Below are 18,177 nucleotides of genomic sequence, written 5' to 3' on the forward strand. Positions count from 1 at the left end.
TATCCGATTGGAAAATACAACCCTATTTTTTGGAAAAGTTTAGGTTGATTGTTCATCAAGATTAGACTCAAAATGAATGACCCCAATTTATTAAAAGAATAATGCTCCCCATAACTCCCAGTTAATCCAAATAAAAATATTTGATGATTAATCCTAGACGAATCTGCAGTAACATCAATTTAGAGCCGCTACCTTTAGCCTCGTTGTACACTGTTGACCCTGTTTTTTTTGCAAAATACGCTATTCAGCTTATTCGTAGAAAACAGAAAAAAGAGATGCAACATTTGACTGCATCTCTTCTAAATCATTTAATTTATTTGTATTTGTTTTCTAGTTCTGATATATAAAATGGTTCCAACGATAAATAAAATGATACTTAATGCTATATATTGATACACATTTGTTGCTGTATCTGGAAGATTAAAATTATCGTTACTAATAGAGATTGATTGTTCATCTCTACTCTCATCTTGTTGATCGCCTTCGTTCTCTGTACCTTTCTTTTTCTGTACTTCATCACTCTCAGGTTTTAGATTATCACCTGAATCGTCTTCTTTTTCTGAATCTGATTTAGAGTTCGAGTCAGGCTTAGATCCTGGATCTTTCTCAGATTTATTTTTGTTTTTGTCTTTGTCCTTATCTTTGTCCTTTTCCTTATCTTTATCACCATTTCCAGTCTCTTGATCTGGTATATCATCCTCACCTTTTACAAAAGACCAGATTGGTGATCTAGTCTCACCTGTGTAGTCATCAGTCACCGTAGTATACCAGAAATACTGTTCTCCTTCGGTAAGGCCGGTCCATATTGCTTCAGCAGTATCTCCACTTGCTACATCCTCTACCATACCAATTTCATTGCTTGTATACACATTAACTGCAAAACTATCTGTTGCAACACGCTTTTCTTTGGCTGTTAAATCTAAGTCGATAATAAATTCATCTTTATTTGGATGTTCATCTGTATCATAGTAATTATAATCGTCCATATATGGTGAATAAGTGTTCACGAAAATTCGATTATTTTCCGTATCAAAATGTAACAGACGCATATAGCCCTGTCCCCCTTCTGGACCCGCCTGATAGTCTGATAACATTTGATAGACAGTCCGGTCAGGATTACCATCCCCATCATCATCGATTTCGTCAACTAACGTTTGTGCTTCATGATAATGACCAGATAAAACAGCTATAACATTTTCATTTGGCAGCACTACTTCCTCATATAGCTTTTCACCAAGCGGATGACGTGTTCCAGTCGCCTGGAGATACTCATGAAATGTTAAGATCGCAGTACGGTCCGGATGTTGACTTAATACTTCGTTCATCCATGCGATCCCTTCATCATCGATACCCCATCCTAAATAAACCATAATATAGTCATTTCCATTAACAGAAATTAAATCATAGTGACCACGGTTATTGAGATATGACCCGCCATAATAAGGCTTGTCTGCGAAACGATCTTCGCCGAAATATTTATAGTACTCGCTATAGTCTTCTGTTTTTTGTAATACATCATGGTTTCCAGCAAGCACACCATAAGGTACTTCTGCATCATCTAATGTTCTCATGTATTCATCAGCGTGGTCCCATTGATATTCCTGATCCGCTTCATCTACTAAATCCCCACTATGAAAAACATACTCAATTTTCAATTCTTCTTGCTGCTCCACAATCCATTCTGTTTGGCGCTCATAAATATAAGGATAGCTCTCTGAATAGTATTGTGTATCTGACATCCAGACAAAAGTATAGTCATATTCATCGCGATTAGCAGGTATTTCATCTTGAATCATAACCTGAATTTGATTATCGTTACGATACGAAGCAACGTCCACATTACCTTTCAGTATAAAATCCTCTTCTTCGGCAATTTGATAATCAACAATATCCCACTTCGATGATTCAACATTCCAGGCATACATGGTGACTTTTCTGCCTGCTAAAGAATTTCCATTCCATTCTAATTCAACCATATCATCTTCATCGACTGTGTCATCCAGTGTTACGTCAAAACGATGATATGGAAATTCCGTTGTAGCGTCATTCACTAAGTACTCGCCGTCTTTTTCAGAGACAAGCGAAATGTCCTGCTCCTCCATTAAGGTTGAATGGTCAACTTCATTTGTATTTGGTGGTTCAACAGGTGAAGCACCTTGATAAGATACTACGGAATCTATATCAGAAGGTTTATACTGGAATCCTTGATAAAAACCAACATCAACCTTATCTCCCATCGGATCATCCACACGAACTTTCAACGTTGGTTCGCCGTCTTTTATATCTGATAGATTTTCAGGTACTTCCGGATTTTCTTCAACAGTATAAAAAGTAATTTCTTCTCTTCCTTGGTTTCCAACTTGATCTGTAGCTGTAATGATTACCGTATGCTCACCACTAGAAAGCTCGCCTGATGATGTATCATAAGGTATCTCTATCTCTTCTCCATCCAATTCAACAAAGTGAGAGTCCATCCCAGAAACTTCATCATTAATCACCGCATCAATCGTAAAGGCACCTTTGTATGTTTGTCCATTTTCAACTGTTGCTTCAATATTTGGAGCTGTATTATCAACAAGTACCTCTTCTTGGATTGTTTGCTCTGAATCAGTTAGCTCTACCGTGTGCTGACCATCTGTTGCTTCTGTCGTGTCCCATGTATAAGCAATGGAGGTTGTATGGTCTTCTGAGATGGTAAACGTAAATTCTTCTGCAATCCGATATGTACCATCATCCCCCATATCTAATACATTGTCAGGGTCTTGATGATTTGGATCCATCAAGATCGTACCATCTGCCAGAACTAAACGTACATTGCGTAGATTATAGTCATCACGGTTTTCACCAGGATCACCTTCCCATGGAGTTGCTTTGTTCCCTGCACGAATGGTGATCGTATTTTCACCAATAGCTAAATAATCAGGATCTACCGGTACTGTGATCGTTTCCCATTGAGCCATCCAGTCATCAAAAATATGAATGACGTCGTCTCCAATTGTCACACCGTTTTGGAAATACGTATTAATTCCACTTACTTCAAAAGCAAAATAGGCTTCATGCTCCAATGCTGCATAACTTGATGGTACTTGTGTTCCATCAATAAGCATTTCCATATCAGTTGGTTGATCAATATTGGACGTTCCTTTCAGTACAAAAATTTCATTTAAAACTTGGTCTTCTTCAACATTTAAGCGTAACGGACTGTCATCTAAATTACTTTCAATCGTTACCGCCTCTGGACTTGTCGTTATTGTGTTTACGCCATCTGAAGCTTCAAAATAGTATTCAACTTCTTTATTTCCAATCATCTCAGGAGCATAGATACGATAAGAAAACACTCCTTCCTCTTCTCCTTCTTCAATAAAAGCTTTCCGATATGTTTGATTATCATTTGTACGGTAATATAAAGCAACCGTTTTTAATTCTTTCTGATCAGACGCTTCGGCGATAACATCTAAGTCATCTGTCTGGTTAATAGCATCAATATTCGTCACATCTTCAATAACTGGTGAAGTCTCATCTGCTTCTACCTGAACAGATTCTGATGGCACCTGAAATTCTTCCACGACACCTGGCGTAGCATCAAGTGTACCGGCACTTACCTTTTCCATTACATTCGAATCATCTGATGGATATTTATATACAATTCCTTTATTTGGCATCGTATCATCTGTAGTATCAAGATCATTGTAATAAGCAACCGAATATTCGTGACCAACATTGGAAGCAACAATTAACCCACGCATACTACCGTTTGCCATACCTGCTGACTCAATTCTCACGATATTTTCATCTTCTATTAAATCAGATCCATAGTTCGCATTAAAATCTTCTACCTTCTTATCATTGTTTTGCCCATTAATAATCCAGAATACTAAGGTTTCGTTTGCAGGGATCACAACATTGTCTGGAATAGAAGGCCAAATGACATCACTTGCCGGATCACTGCCATAACGGTATTGCATTTTGTAATGCTCAAAAGGTATGTCTTGATCCGTATTATTATAGATTTCGATAAATTCGTAGCCATCTGCTGAGCCAACATTGGTAGAATCCGGGACAATTTCCGTTACTAATAATGGTGGTAAGCTTTGAGTATCCACTTCATTTTGCGAAACAGAAATGGTGAATTCCTCTGTTTTTTCAGTATTTACACCATCTGTTGCTTCTATATAATAGGTCAAGTCAGATGACACATATATGCCTGGAATTTCCACGGTATATTTACCAGGATCATCTGAATCAGAGGTCATTGATAAACTACGATACTCTGAATCTTTATTTTTTACAAAAAGGGTTGCATCAGGAATCGCCAGATCATCTGTTACTTCTGCTTCTATAGTAACTGGTGAAAAAGCATCTGCTGACGATACTGATTGATGCGTTATTACTGGAGCAGTTGTATCTTCTTCTTGCTCTTCAATAATGACCACCTCAGCAGGAACCTGTTCGTCTGTAATCGCTCCCGGTGTAGGAGTTGCTAAGGTTGCTAATTTAGTCATTTCTGTTCCTTCATACGGGTATTTATATTGAACTACTGCACCCGTATTATCATTATCTGCCCCATCATAATCTGCATAAATTACTTGCTCTTGTGAAGCATCTTTTAGGATTAATGCACGATTTCCTCCATTTGCAAAACCAGGAAATGTAGAATCGGTTACTTCTACCACCTGTTCACTTGATAGATTGGTAGAAAAATGAGCATTAAAATCCGCTAATGTATTGTTTCCATTGTTATACCAGAAAACAAGTGTTTCCTGAGATTCAATTTCTATTGCCGGAACTTGGAATTGTATCTCTCGTCCAGAATCCGTGTAATAGTAAATATGAGCATATTGATTAAAGGATAAGGTCTGATCGGTGTTATTATAGATCTCAAAATATTCGAAGTAGTCTGTTCCTCCACCTGCCGTGTTCGGTGAAATTTCGGTGATAAGTAAATGAGGATACTGTTGAAAGTTCTCTTCTAACTTATTTATTGTTGTTACGTCAATGGTAAACGTTTGGCTGTCAGGCTCTGGATAACGCGCACGCTGTAGTGGATTAGTTGCTGTTATAAAATATTCCAGTTCACCGGCCTTAACGTTGTCACTACTAATGGTTGCCTCAAACATATTGTTCTCAACCAAGTCCATGTTAACTTGTTCAAATGACCCTTCATCTGAAAGATAATGTAAGGTTCCTCTTACTTTATCCTCTTCACTCGATAATTCTGCTTCCATTGTGATCGTTTTACCCTCCTTTGCTTCTGTTACTGGAGTATGTTGGATTACAGGTTTATCGATTTCTTCAGTCATTACTTTTTCTTCAGGTATTTGATCTTCTTCCACCATACCAGGAGTTGGCTCAGCCATCGTTTGATATGGTTCCATTTCTATTGATTCAGCTGGGTATTGATATGTAATAACTTTTCCAGAAGCAATATCCTCTTCAAGATAACTATTGGTTACGACTTCCTCGTTGTCATCTTTAATAACAACCCCGCGATTACCGCTATTATAAAAGCCAGTTCCTTGATAGGAAACAATTTGATCTTCTGTTAATTCGGTTGAGTAATGAGTATTAAAATCATCTACACTTAATTGCTCTGTATTGTGCCAAAAAACAAGTATTTCCCCTGCTGGAATCGATACTTCAGGAAATTTGAAAGCTGTATCATTACCGCTGCCATCCGTATAACGTAATGCAATGGTATAATAGTCTAATAAAACAGTATGATTGCTGTTGTTGTATACCTCAAAGTATTCAAAGTTGTCTGCACCATCATTATTTGGCATTATTTCAGTTAGCAAAAGCGTTGGAAGTGCTTGATAGTCGATCGTGGATTGTGCTTCTATTTCTTCTCCAGTAGTTTCAGTATTCTCATCGGTGTTTGTTTCTTCTTGTGACGAATCAGCGCCCTCCTCAGAATTTTCTTCACTGTCTTCCGCATTTACTTCTTCGCCATTGGTCTCTTCTTGTTTTTCAGCTTGCTGATTTTCTTCTCCTGTTTCTTCGTTATGTACTTGTTCTTCTTGTGTTGAAGATGGATCTTCTTCAGATGTCTCGTTTTCTAAACTTTCTTCAGTTGATACTTGATACTGTTTTTCACTGGAATCAGCTTCACCATTTTCCTCAACTGTAACTCCTTCTTGTTCCAACTCTTTATCAGTATTGGCATATGCAATAGGAACATATGTAAATACATTAGTGAAGATTAACAAAAAGATAACAAGAAGTGACAGTCTGCTTGTCCATTTCTGTCTCATTATTCGTCATTCCCTCCTTTTATTCGATACTCTTTTACTATACAAGTTGAGTGTTAATCTAAAGTAAAATACTAGTAAACTTATGTAAAAAGTTCGTAATATTTTTCGGGTTGATTTTTATTCACTATTTGAGTACAGCATGGCGTTCTATTAATTACGATGAAGTTTTTATTTACAAAACCTACTAACTGGTATACATTTAACATGAATAAAAATATAAAATATTCATATATTCAATAGGGTGGAATTTTAATGGTAAAGGGATTCACGGAACATGAAAAAACCACAATTCGGCAACAGTTAATCAATGTTGGCAAACAGTTATTTTCAGAATTCGGTGTCAAAAAAACAAGTATTACACAATTGACTTCAGCTGTCGGCATTGCACAAGGTTCTTTTTATCAATTTTTTGACTCAAAGGAAGTACTTTTCTTTGATATTCTGGAAATCGAAGAAGCCAACATCAAACAAAAAATCCTAAATAAGGTCGATAATCAAAATATGACACGGCAAGCTTTCAAAGAGATGCTGCTTTATGGTATAGAATTGATTGATCAGAATCCATTTATTAAAAGAATCTTTCAAGGAGAAAGTATAGAACATCTCGTCAGGAAACTTCCTCCAGAAAGATTGCAACAACATGCGGAACAAGACGAATGGGTACTATCCCCATTAATTAATAAATGGCAGGAAAATAACTGTATGGTGAACCGCTCCACGCCAACGATCACTGCAGCACTAAGAGGATTTTATACTATTCTGCTTCACAAGAAAGAAATTGGCGAGGATGTGTACCAAGACGCTGTAGATTTACTTGCAGAGTGTCTGGCGGCAGGTCTGATTCAGGAGGCGAATGAGGATGATCAATGTTAAAGATGTAACCTATCGTTATCCAGGTGAAACAAATAATACCATTCACGATATTTCTTTTGAAGTAGCAAAAGGGGAAATTTTCGGCTTTTTAGGTCCATCTGGTGCAGGAAAAAGTACTACACAAAAAATTTTAATCGGTATTTTAAAAGGATATCAGGGAAACGTCCACATCAATCAACAAGAACTTCATCAATTAAACGCTGATTATTATGAACATATCGGTGTCGGTTTTGAGTTCCCTAATTTTTATCAAAAGTTCACCGGATTAGAAAATCTAGATTTTTTCAGCAAATTATATAAAAGTGAGACACAAAATCCACAAGAACTTTTAGAAAAAGTAGGATTGGCAGATGCTGCAAATGTAAGATTCAGCCATTATTCTAAAGGGATGAAAATGCGTTTGAATTTTTGCCGTGTATTGTTAAACAACCCTGATATTTTATTTTTAGATGAACCCACTTCAGGATTAGATCCAGCCAATGCCAAGAATCTACGCGAACTTATTTTATTGGAAAAAGAAAAAGGAAAAACGGTGATCCTCACGACTCATAACATGGATACGGCTGATAAAATTTGTGATCGTGTCGCCTTTATGGTGGATGGAGAAATAGCATTGATTGATCAACCGAAACAATTAAAAGTAGCTTATGGAGAAAAAGCATTACAAGTTGAATATCGTTGTCCATCAGGTATCAAACAAGAGCTTTTTTCACTAAAAACGCTTCATAACAACCAGCAATTTCAACATATACTAGCTCAGCATGAGATCCTCACCATGCATACACAAGAAGCATCATTGGAAGATATATTTATGAAGGTGACAGGAAGGAAGTTATTATGAAAAATCTTGAACTTTTTACATTTGATGTTCGTTTTCAATTTCGTCATGGTTTTTATGCTGCCTATGCTCTTGTAAGCGTCATATATATCGGCTTGTTATTATTAGTACCTGCTTCCTATGTCGAACAAACATCAGTCCTTATCATATTTACCGATCCATCTGTTTTAGGTTTTTTCTTTGTTGGGGGATTAGTTTTACTGGAAAAGGATCAATCGATTTTTAATACGTTATTTGTTAGTCCAATACGCATTCATGACTATTTAATCAGTAAGGTCTTATCTTTAACGTTACTGGCAATGGTGTCAAGTTCGATTATCTTTTTTGTTGTTCATCAACACCATGTTGATTACCTACCATTTTTAATAGCGGTCATGTTTTGTTCGATATTTTTTACATTATTAGGCATTTTATTAGCAGCCCGTGTTGATTCCGTAAACATGTTTTTATATACATCACCACTCATTGTTATCGTTTTTTATTTGCCATTACTGAGTTTTTTTAACATAACAGATTCGGTATTGTTCTACTTACTGCCAACTCAAGCAGTTCTCGTTCTTTTAGAAGGAGCGTTGGATAATCTTACTGTGCAGGATTATATCTATGCGATTGCTGTCTTTATGCCATGGCTCAGTTTTTCTTACGTCTTAAGCTATCATTCATTTCAACGATTTTTACGAACAAAATGCTTTTCGTAATATGGAGGTGAGAAACTTTGATGAAAAAAATGTTATTACTATCGATAGGTGATATGAAAAATATTCAACGTGAACCATTATTATTATTCTCTTTATTTGGTATATTCCTATTAATAGCAGTTATCCGTTTCGCTTTGCCGGAATTACACAACACCCTTCTGTCCTACACATCTTTTCCATTACAGCCGCATTTTCGGATCATTGTCAGCCTGGCATTACTAATGGCACCTTTTATGATTGGGATCCTCTATGGATTTATTATCTTAGATGAACGTGATGAAGGTGTTTTACTCTTTTATGCTGTTACACCAGTCACAAAAACAGGTTACCTTTTTGCAAGAATACTTGCTCCCATAATCGTTACGTTTCTGATGTCTTTTGCTGTAGTATTATTACAGGGAATTGTTATGTGGGACTTTTTTACTTTCCTCCCTATAGCTGTGTTATTCGCATTACAATCACCTATCGTGACGATGTTGTTGGCAAGCCTTGCTTCCAATAAAGTAGAGGGACTAGCACTTACTAAAGTGGTAAATCTTATGCTTCTCGCACCATTGCTCCATTACTTAATTAATCACCCTCTCATTAATATTACAATGCTTTTCCCTGTTTACTGGCCAGTGAAAGTATTTTTAGAATCAGATAGTGGGAGTTATTGGTGGAACCTCTTTGCTGGTTTTTTAATCACACTAATTTGGCTTGTTTTTCTTGAACGATTGTTTCGTAAGCGAATGGAATAGATAACACTAATGTAAATGATAAGGTCTACTCTTTATTAAATCACTTTTTACTGTACATTATAACTTTCCTAGAGCTCTAATTACTCGTCCAATAAAAAAACGCCTGGATTGAAGTGAAAACTTTATCCAAGCATTATATTCCATTCTGCGTAACCGAATACTCATCACTTTCAATCAGATAAATTATAAATAAGTCCGATCATTTTTTTGTAATTTCTTAATTTGATTTAACATAGCCTGATGACGTTTCTCTTCTCTTGTCTTTCCTTTCCATTGCGTAATTTTAGGGGTTTTTTTTCGTTTGATGAGATCGGTGCCTTCTTTTTTGATTTTCGTCATGTCTTCCATCTCTCCCCATCAATCTCCATACTTTTTAACCAAAAAAAAATACAACCCATCTCCCTTATCACACTACTTAGAAAGAAAAGGGGTCGCTTATACACTATAACATTTTTAATGCTTTTTGCCGTAGCTGCTCCAGATCTTTCGTATACCGGGTTTTTGATACCTCCGCTATTTGTGTTATTGGCGATTTTTTACGATTTAGAATATCACCTAAGGGAGTTGTTTCTTGATATAGTGTATTCGAATTATCCGATTTAAGTTCCTTCCCTTTATCTCTTTTTGACTTAGATTCCATCACTTTCTTAATCACAAAACTCCTCCTCACAACTTCTTTAAATCTTTTTTCTTAAAATACCTCGATTTTAAGATACTCTTCATCATTTTACGGGAAAAACTCACTATTTATTACTAATTTATTTAATTTCTCACTAAATTTTGATCTTCCAGAAAACAGTAAAGACAAGCAAGATTGGTGATAAACAACGCATCCATCTCATAAACTCTTTGATGAATCTCTTCTATAAATAAAATAAACGTATGATTTTCCCCGACAAAAACAGGACAAATATGAGCCATACCGTTCCCATGTTTTTCTTCACGATCCAATGCCACAATATCTCCGTTCCATAATGTATCCATTACAAGCCTATCAGTATTAACCTCATTGTCTAATTCTAAGTTAACTGGCATAGTTCCCCAGTCCAATGTATGTGTTTGTTTAATGGTTTGAATGGTTTTTATAAAAACTTCCATAGGTTCGTATTCGGTTTCAATATCTTTAGGCTTTACCTCATATAGATGAACACGTAAACCAAAAGTATCTGCATAATAACTGAGAAATAAATTTAGTGAATTTGGAAAATCAAGCTGCTTTTTCTCAATATCGGATTTGATAAATGGGGCGATTTGTAGCAATTGTGAGAAATAATTTAACTTATCTTGTTGCTTTTCTTCTATTAAACTATTCTCTTGTATATATGTTTTTAATGGATCATAGTTTTGAAATTCAGTTCTCCAAATCTTTTTTATTGTTGGAGTAGAAAATACAAATATATCAATAAAGATAGCCAACCCCGCTAGTATTACTAACTTTTTCCAATCGTCGAGAGAAATGAATTCGATTAACCACAAAGTACCTATTGATAATACAAACAAAACATAAAGTGTTTTTCGATACTGGTATAAATTTTCATTAAAACGATTATCCTCTTTATTATGAAAACTCCGCAAGCTTTGGATATACACGAATAATATAAATGACAGGAGAACCCCTACTAAGATCGAAATTACAAGTGCTTCTTTCTCCATCTTTATTCACAACCTCTCCAATAAAGAAGATAGTTTTCCCGTGCAAACGATATTCCAATGCCCTAATTTTTCCAAAACCCCTTATTACAGCTTATGCTTGATAAATGCAATTCATTCTTCACTAAAAGCTTTTTCTATTCGAAAACCTATAGTTATGATAATCAAGCAAAAAAAACGAGTTAAAAAGTGTCAAAACCTATCAACACTTTAGAACTCGCATACTTAAACATAGGCCTTATCCCGGAGGTCAGTATTCTTTAACTATTCGAAAAAACACACTTATTAATTCCACTCTTTTAATCTAGTAACGATTTTTTTAATTTTCTTCTCTAGCTTTCCTTCTGATTGTCCTTGTTTCTTCCACTCATTGTAACTAGCGATGGCAATTAATGTTATACCGGCCATTAACAGATACGCCCACCATGGCATATTACCCCAATATGGTTTCGTTTGATAGATTACATTAAAAAGGAGTGTTCCAAGCCCGACCAAAAAATAGGATTTAATTTGAAATTTCATACCTGTCAGCAATGCAACTAATGAAAGAATACCGACAATAAGCGCATCCCATACTGTATTACTTTGAATCGCATCAACCACTAAATAGATTGTAATAAAAACGAGAATGACTGATTGTATATGTGTCATTATGCTTTGATAATTTCTCCACGTCTTTCTTGCCATTACGATAGATAGTACAAGAACAGGTAATACCCTCAATTCTGCATGGAATAAATCAGATATATATACCAGATATTCTTGCAAAACAAGATAATAAGATGGTAAAAAGCATAGCGCCCCTAATGTGACAAGGGTTTTCCGCATTAGCTCTTGGCTGATACGATTAACTTGTAGAAATGCCCATAAAGCAAGCAATAGATATGGGATAATCCGAATCCAAACAATATCAGTTGCATCCGTAAAATGAAAAGAATAACCTACATACATCACAGCAACTACCGAATACCAGTCAATCAGCAGTTGTTGTGCATCTCTTTGAAAAAGTTGTCTGTATAAGTACTTTCCAGAAAATAACAATAAAATAAAACATCCTATGCTTATAAAAAATAAAGCTATATCCTCGACCACCAAATGTTGAAGTTCCCACATGGAAATGGATAATGTTAACGGGAACACTGTCGCAATCGACCAGTTACGCACGTGTAATAAGTAAAGGTTCAAAATTATAAAGCTTATTACGCTAAGTACTTCCACTATGGTTGTCATTTCTTCGAGTGAAATTACCATCAACAGACTAAAGTTCGCAAAAGGAATAATATACCATTCCATTCTTCTTTTCCAACCAAAATTCACTATGAACCATACAATCACTAGCAAAACGCTTGAGGCTATCAAACAGTAAGCAAATGGAATATATTCCAACAAGTCATAATAGGCAATATTGGTTGTCACCAACAAAATGACCATTGTCAATGCTAAATATAAAAACAAATTTATCTGCCATTCTATTGTCTTGGTAAACGTACAATAAAGGTATATCAAAAAGGGAATTAATAATACAATTGGGTTAATTGACTGTCCTAACAATTGATCTAAGATAACTAACATAAGAACACTCAATTGAACGATATGAGCAAGCCAAAAGAAATAAACTTTTAAAGCTTTCACATATTCTCCTGCAAACCGATCAATCCCTAATAAAAGCACCGGAGCAAACAACATAAACCATACGATCGATTCAAATGTCTCTATAGAAAAGGTACTGAGTAATGACGTATAAAAAGCAAACGTTATTACAGCAACAATTGACCAAAGCATATCAAGTCGTGCATATCTAACCAACCAAACAGACACACCAATACCTACCATTAGAATAGCAGGTCGTACATACATCTCTTCTATTGAATAGACATTCATTAGCTGAAGTACTGCCATTAAATAACTAAACTGACCAGTATAAAAGGCAGACTGTGCTAATGCGTATTTCTCTACTTTTTTCCAAACCACGCTAATAGCCAATAAAATCAAGCCTGAAACAGCCATATGAAATGGCATATTAAAATTCTCATGGTAAGCAGAGACATGCACCGTTAGTTCAGGATATAAGACGAGAATTGCGAACAACCAACTGATCCCATGTGCCCAATCTGCTACTTGTTTTTTAGTTTGTGATTGAGAAACTGACACAATCAAAGCTAAACAACCAAACAATAAAAACATGAAAGATACTTGCATGTATGCCTCAACAAGCAAACCATACATAACAGATAACAACATCACAATAATAGATGAATAATACGTACTCATTTGGATAACTTGAAGATACTTATACTGGTTTCGAACACCTATCCCTATAAACAATATACTTGCATAAATAAACATAAATAGTTGTACACTGTTATCCATGATTGGCTGTACACTTAAGTCCCATAGTTGTAGTCCACATGTATAAAGAAAGATCGGAGCCAACCAACGGAATACCTGTCTTTCTGTAATATTAGCAAGGTATACATAAGTACAAGCTATAGTTATATAGGCTAGTAATAAAATCCAAGAATCCTGATTCTCTCTTATTATAAGTCCTTGATAGCTAATATATATAAAAGCAAACATTGAAATAACTCCACTTGTATAGTGAAACACCTTTGATAAATAGGCGTCTTTTTTCATTAAATATGCGAAGACAAGATAACCCACACCGATCAGACCATAAACAAATAAGTCGATCGACTGTAACCAAGAATGTTCTGTTAATTGATAGGCACCATATGCAAATAAGGCAGAGAAAACAAATTGATAGGACTTCGTGTTATAGACAAATACCATCGCAATATAAATTAATGCTGTCAACAAAACATTAAAACTATAAAACAAGGCCTGATCAAAGACGAAAAGCATTAATAAAGTAGAAATGACTAAATTTAGTTGAGCATATGCTGGTAATTCTTTAATAAAGATATGAAACGTTTTATGATTATGGTATCGATGATAGCCATATAATAGTACCGCATTAAAGACCATAATAAGAAAATAAAAGACATCTACAGATACCTTCGTCGCTGCGATAGCAAAACCGACAAAAAAAGACATAAACAAGAAAAATATCCATACGAATAATCGCGATTGGCTCTTCATTGCATTTCTAGCATATAAGGGCAATGGAAGTAACGTACAAATAACGCCAAGCAAGTTTCTCCCTTCACCAGATAAACTCAAATAACTTCCAAACAATTCAAAGTATCCAATTGCGATAATAGCAATCGGAAGCAATAAACTCCCTAAAGTTAAGAAAGCAAAAGCTGTCTTTTCAATTTTTAAAAATGAAGAAGATATACCACTCAATGCCAAGAAAAATACCGAAACACCAAGTAATGTCACCACTTTTAATACGGCACCCATTTGTTCCCATGAACTAGTTGCAACAACTAATCCACTAATTAATAAAAAAGATACACCTAGAATTAATAGCCATGTAATATTTCTTTCTCTTATTTGCTCCGCTGTTTTTTCCTTTTGTTGTTTGAATTCCTGTTTCTTTTTCACTAGTTGTTTATCAGGTTGTTCTTCGGGTTGTTGTTTAGGTGTTGAAATGGTGTTTCGCTCGTCATACTGTTTGTATTCTTCTATCTGTTCTTGATGATACATGTATTGTTTGTAAGATGTCATAATTTTCCTGAATTCTTTTTCACTAATATATCCTTCTTTCAATAATGTCACCATTTCTTGTCCTACTACTTTTTCTCTTTCCGTCTTAGAAATATCACGCACACACTCACCTCATTCGATCAAATTATACAAAGATTTATTTAGTTTAGGTTAAAGCAGAATACTAACTATTTCCCTAACACCCATTTTCTCAATTTCTACCATTATATCATTTTTTTAGTTAATAAATGCAAAATTGTATATATAGTCATTGTCTAAGCAATGTATTCATTTAGACTAACAATAGTATGGAATAAGTGATACTGTTTCTGTCCAAAATGAAACGTATTTGTATTTAATTCGGTAAATAATAGTAAAGAATACTTGTTGAAAATGTAATCAGTTGGAATTTTAGGAGGGATGAAGATAAGTGGAACACAAAGGATGTATTAAATGCGGAAGCACGAGAGCAGCACAAAAAGAAGTAGCGATGACAGGGACTGGTCTTTCCAAAATGTTTGATGTACAAAATAATCGCTTTCTTGTTGTATATTGTGAGGACTGTGGTTATTCTGAATTTTATAATAAACAATCTACTACGGGATCCAACATTTGGATTTGTTTTTTGGGTAAGAATAATTTTAAAGTAGCTCTTCTTGTCCTACACCCACTGTTGTAAAAAGCTCAGAAATAATAGGGATTATGTGCAATATGGATTGATCATTAGAGACACTCCAATCTCTTGAGGATCTGTCCTATCGATCTTTTCAGCCAACATCACTTTTGTATAAATCCGTGAGCATTTAGTAAACATAAGAATAGGAAGACATAACCTATGTATAAAGTGAGACTTCCCGTGGGGGTTTGACGGATGATTAGCACCGTGATAAATATGACAAAGGAGGGATCGCAAATATTTGATCAATTTAAACGGTTACCAAATGAATTGAAGCCAATCAAAAAAGCATTACAGCAAAAAAAAGAAACAGTTACTGATGTCAGTAATCTTACCAATCATGAAGCGAAACTGGTACAATCTATTAAGAGTCAGACGAGGGAAAACAACCTTAACAATATTACCAGGACGAAAGCGTATTTGGACTTTTTCAAAAGAAACCCTGCCATCGAATGGGCATTTCTGGCACATATGGTGTCACGTAATGCAGGTTGGAATATGACCGATTTGAAAGGTAGTCTATTGACAAGATTGATGACTAAAGAGCAGCAGGAATATTTTTTTGCATTTTTAGAACGGAGTAATTGGCTTATTTTTCATGATGCATATCCTCAATTACTTTTATACGAAGAAAGTATTAGAACGAATAAAAATCAATTCTATTTACTTCCACAATTCGGGATATCCTATTTTATGCAAGTAATGTGGGATATCTATTATCAGAAGAGGGATAATTATCAGCTATCTGTTGCACTTATTATCAATGAACAAAACTATATCGAAGACAGAGTGATTCAGAACAAAGATTATCAGGCTACTTTAATGGAGTCTTTAGAGTTTAAAGTGCAGGAGTTATTAGAGTTGAATCAAATACTGTTTCCTTTTTCAGATGAAAAGCAAGTTAAAATGATCGGGCAATCTGTACATCAATTTGCTTCACTAAAAGAGCGGATCCTATTAGGCAAACGATTATATCAGTTATTATTTGATGATGAGTTCTTCTCCAATATTTATGATATGGCACTGCGGCAGCCACATACCGGATCAAGAAAAGACTACTGGCCGTATATTTTTAATGATATCAACGAGTCTAATCCTGGTGAACCTTTTCAAGAGAGTTTAAGTAATTGTAAGCTTATACCTGGGGCAAATCGTTTGTACAGTCCTACATTAGAGAATGCCTGGAGTAACGTCGAACAGAAACCTGCGGAAAAAGGCGACTGGTATTCTGATTGGGAAGTGATTCATTATTTACGAAAAGATCCTTCCAAAGTAAATGGAAATATCTATGAAGAATATTGTGAATCATTGGAAAAGGTGGAGCTTGCTATTCTTGCTAAAGGACCTATGAGTAAATAAGCGTAATGTTGGCAAAAGACTTCCGATGTGGAAGTCTTTTGTTTTTTTATACGAAGATGAAATCCTACGTTTTACGGGAAATCTTTTGTAATGGATCCCAGACACTGTTGTATGGTGGTGCATATGCGAGATCAAGGTCTTGCAACTGTTGGATGGTCATTTGGTTGTATAGAGCAGTGGCCAGTACGTCAATGCGTTTGTCAACACCTTGCCTTCCAATCATCTGACCACCTAATAATTGGTTGGTTTTTTGGTGATAAATCAACTTAGTATGTAGTGTTTCTACTCCAGGATAATAACTTGCATGATTAGTGTCTTCTCTTATTTCAACCTCATAGGGTATACTCAATCTTTCTGCTTCTGTTTCTGTAATTCCGGTTCGTCCTAAAGCTAAATCAAAGAATTTCATAATGGATGTTCCCACTATTCCTTTAAACGTAATCGGATTTCCAGCCATGTTTGCTCCAGCAATTCTACCTTGCTTGTTCGAAGTAGTACCTAATGGAATGTAGTCATCTAATTGTTTGATGATATGATAATGTGTAGCACAATCCCCAGCAGCATAAACGTTTGGAATCGAGGTTTCCATATAAGCATTCACACGAATCGCACCTTCCCGGTTCATCTGAATCCCGGTATCTTGCAGAAATTTTGTATTCGGTTTAACTCCAGCACTAACCAGTACTAAATCAGTTGAATATGTACCCTTGTCAGTCATAACTGCTTCCACACGGTTTTTACCAGAAAATCCTGTTACTTCTTCCTCCAATTTAATATCGACCTGATGATATACGGCTTCTTTTTCAATTAGCTTTGACATATCTTCATCGAAAATTTTCGCTAATTGATCACCTCTCTGAATTAGCGTCACCTTTTTTCCAATTGATCGAAAACTTTCTGCCATCTCAAGTCCGATATAGCCAGCCCCGACAATCGTGACGTGTTCTACCCTTTCCGTTATGTCATCCATCAATGCATTTGTATCTCTTAAAGTTTTTAACGTATGGATTCCATCTAAATCCATTCCAGGCCATTCCGGCAAAATCGGATCAGAACCAGTTGCAATTAACAAGCGGTCATATGTTAAAGTAAAGGGTTGGTCTGAATCTAGATAGAAACTAAAGACCTGTTGGTTTTCTGTATCCACACTTGTCACTTTCGTATGTACTCTCGCGTCTATACCATATTTTTCTCTAAAGGTTTCAACGGTCCTTGCAATAACTTTTTCAGTAGACGGTATCAGTCCATTGACTACATACGGTAACCCACACTGTCCATATGAATAATCTTTTCCACGCTCCAACACCGTGATCTCAGCCGAGTCATCCGTCCGTTTTATTTCCATTGCAGCACTCATTCCTGCCGCTACTCCACCAATTATTACGTATTTCATCCACGAACACTCCGTTCTATAAAAGAAAATTTCTTATAACCTGTTTTTATTATACCCCACTCTTCCATGCAAGTGATTGGTATGAATTTC

General features: G+C 35.6%; 12 protein-coding genes. 6 read left to right on the plus strand and 6 right to left on the minus strand.

From position 1 onward, the window contains the following. Positions 1-308: 308 nt before the first annotated feature. A complete protein-coding gene (locus GI584_RS13565) occupies positions 309-6,251 on the minus strand; it encodes a lamin tail domain-containing protein (RefSeq protein WP_153791536.1) in 5,943 nt (1,980 codons plus the stop codon). Between the two features lie 252 nt (positions 6,252-6,503). On the opposite strand from GI584_RS13565, the gene GI584_RS13570 reads away from it, so the two are divergent. The 4 genes from GI584_RS13570 to GI584_RS13585 are packed head-to-tail and all read left to right on the plus strand — an operon-like array spanning position 6,504 to position 9,400. After that, positions 6,504-7,124, plus strand: coding sequence for a TetR/AcrR family transcriptional regulator (locus GI584_RS13570; protein ID WP_153791537.1), 621 nt, complete (start codon positions 6,504-6,506; stop codon positions 7,122-7,124). Then, positions 7,111-7,965 (plus strand): ABC transporter ATP-binding protein, encoded by an 855-nt coding sequence (locus GI584_RS13575; protein WP_100360151.1) that lies wholly within the window; start codon positions 7,111-7,113, stop codon positions 7,963-7,965. The genes GI584_RS13570 and GI584_RS13575 overlap by 14 nt, the downstream gene beginning before the upstream one ends. Then, positions 7,962-8,660, plus strand: a complete 699-nt coding sequence (locus GI584_RS13580) for a fluoroquinolone export ABC transporter permease subunit (RefSeq protein WP_228552242.1) — start codon at positions 7,962-7,964, stop codon at positions 8,658-8,660. Before GI584_RS13575 ends, GI584_RS13580 begins: the two co-directional genes overlap by 4 nt. A gap of 20 nt (positions 8,661-8,680) precedes the next feature. Continuing rightward, positions 8,681-9,400, plus strand: coding sequence for an ABC transporter permease (locus tag GI584_RS13585; RefSeq protein ID WP_100360149.1), 720 nt, complete (start codon positions 8,681-8,683; stop codon positions 9,398-9,400). Between the two features lie 183 nt (positions 9,401-9,583). Here GI584_RS13585 and GI584_RS13590 read toward each other — a convergent pair whose 3' ends face one another. The 4 genes from GI584_RS13590 to GI584_RS13605 all read right to left on the minus strand — a co-directional run bounded on the left by GI584_RS13590 (position 9,584) and on the right by GI584_RS13605 (position 14,782). Next, positions 9,584-9,739: a hypothetical protein gene (locus tag GI584_RS13590; RefSeq protein WP_153791538.1), complete on the minus strand. Its 156-nt coding sequence runs from the start codon at positions 9,737-9,739 to the stop codon at positions 9,584-9,586. A gap of 103 nt (positions 9,740-9,842) precedes the next feature. After that, on the minus strand, positions 9,843-10,055 hold the full coding sequence (locus tag GI584_RS13595; RefSeq protein ID WP_153791539.1) for a hypothetical protein: 213 nt from the start codon (positions 10,053-10,055) through the stop codon (positions 9,843-9,845). A gap of 107 nt (positions 10,056-10,162) precedes the next feature. Beyond that, positions 10,163-11,053, minus strand: coding sequence for a type II toxin-antitoxin system SpoIISA family toxin (locus GI584_RS13600; RefSeq protein WP_100360147.1), 891 nt, complete (start codon positions 11,051-11,053; stop codon positions 10,163-10,165). Between the two features lie 282 nt (positions 11,054-11,335). Continuing rightward, the gene (locus tag GI584_RS13605; RefSeq protein WP_153791540.1) at positions 11,336-14,782 is read right to left on the minus strand and encodes an SCO7613 C-terminal domain-containing membrane protein; all 3,447 of its coding nucleotides are present in this window, start codon (positions 14,780-14,782) and stop codon (positions 11,336-11,338) included. 307 nt (positions 14,783-15,089) lie between these two features. Here GI584_RS13605 and GI584_RS13610 point away from each other — a divergent pair, with 307 nt between their 5' ends. Together GI584_RS13610 and GI584_RS13615 are read left to right on the plus strand one after the other, a co-directional pair. Beyond that, positions 15,090-15,338, plus strand: a complete 249-nt coding sequence (locus tag GI584_RS13610) for a zinc ribbon domain-containing protein (RefSeq protein ID WP_153791541.1) — start codon at positions 15,090-15,092, stop codon at positions 15,336-15,338. Between the two features lie 192 nt (positions 15,339-15,530). Further along, positions 15,531-16,694 carry a DUF2515 family protein gene (locus GI584_RS13615; RefSeq protein ID WP_228552243.1) on the plus strand — a complete coding sequence of 388 codons (1,164 nt, stop codon included), beginning with the start codon at positions 15,531-15,533 and terminating at the stop codon, positions 16,692-16,694. 64 nt (positions 16,695-16,758) lie between these two features. Here GI584_RS13615 and GI584_RS13620 read toward each other — a convergent pair whose 3' ends face one another. After that, positions 16,759-18,087 carry a CoA-disulfide reductase gene (locus tag GI584_RS13620; RefSeq protein WP_153791542.1) on the minus strand — a complete coding sequence of 443 codons (1,329 nt, stop codon included), beginning with the start codon at positions 18,085-18,087 and terminating at the stop codon, positions 16,759-16,761. Between the last annotated feature and the right edge of the window lie 90 nt (positions 18,088-18,177).

The organism is Gracilibacillus salitolerans, from assembly GCF_009650095.1.
Lineage (GTDB): Bacteria > Bacillota > Bacilli > Bacillales > Amphibacillaceae > Gracilibacillus > Gracilibacillus salitolerans.